The following is a 994-nucleotide window of genomic DNA, read 5'->3' on the forward strand; positions in this document are numbered from 1 at the left end:
CAGCTCGTGGGGGAGTGGGTCGCCGGGCTGCCGCTGCCCGCCATCCTGATTCCGTTCCTGATTGCCAGCTTCGTGCGCCTCGTCCAGGGCTCGGGCACCGTGTCGATCATCACCGCGGCGTCGCTGTCCGCGCCGCTGCTGGCCGAGATGCCCGACGTGAACCTCGCGCTCGCGGCGCAGGCCGCCTGTCTCGGCGCCATGGTGTTCAGCTACTTCAACGACTCGCTGTTCTGGGTCGTCAACCGGATGCTCGGCGTGAAGAACGCCAAGCACCAGATCCTCACCTGGTCGGTGCCGACCACGCTGGCCTGGGCCGTTGCGCTCGTGGCCATCATCGTCGCCGACATCTTCTTCTAGGTAACGCGGGCCTCGCGCCCCCGGTGCCCGCCGGCAGGAATCCCCCCTTTCATCCTGCCGGCGGGTTCCCGGGGCGCGAGGCCCCGCCACGACAACCCCAGCACCGCAGTACCCGTTTTGCCACGCATTCCCCGTAGGAGGATTCCCGCCATGTCGGATCAGACCCAGCAGCTCCGGGACGAGATCGTCGCCCTCGGCCGAAGCCTCTTCGACCGCGGCTTCTCCGTGGGCAGCGCCGGGAACCTGAGCGCCCGCATCCCGGGCGGCTATCTCATGACGCCCACGAACTCCTCGCTCGGGCGGCTCGACCCTGAGAAGCTGTCGGTGCTGAACGAGGCGTGGGAGCACGTCGGGGGAGAGCGCCCCTCCAAAGAGGTGTTCATGCACCGCGCGCTGTACGAGGCACGGCCGGACGCGCAGGCCATCGTGCACCTGCACTCGCCCTACGTCACCGCGTGGAGCTGCCTGCCCGAGGCCGAGACCGAGGGCCTGCCCCCGCTCACCCCCTACTTCGTGATGCGCCTCGGGCGCACCGTGCCCATGGTCCCGTATCACCGCCCGGGCGACCCGGCGATGGCCAAGGGCATCCGCGCCGCGGGCGAGCTCAGCCCCGGCGTCATCCTCGCCAACCACGGCT

General features: G+C 70.0%; 2 protein-coding genes. Both read left to right on the forward strand.

Translation table 11 applies throughout. The annotated features are described in order from the left end of the window. Window positions 1–357 (forward strand): GntT/GntP/DsdX family permease (locus tag OOT08_RS17485; protein WP_442916282.1); only part of this gene is annotated, 357 nt, incomplete at its 5' end. Window positions 358–507: 150 nt separating this feature from the next. Beyond that, window positions 508–994: class II aldolase/adducin family protein (locus OOT08_RS17490; protein ID WP_325094138.1), on the forward strand; the 487-nt coding region annotated here is incomplete at its 3' end.

Origin of the sequence: Leucobacter sp. M11, from assembly GCF_035726885.1 — a bacterium.
GTDB lineage: Bacteria > Actinomycetota > Actinomycetes > Actinomycetales > Microbacteriaceae > JAPFRB01.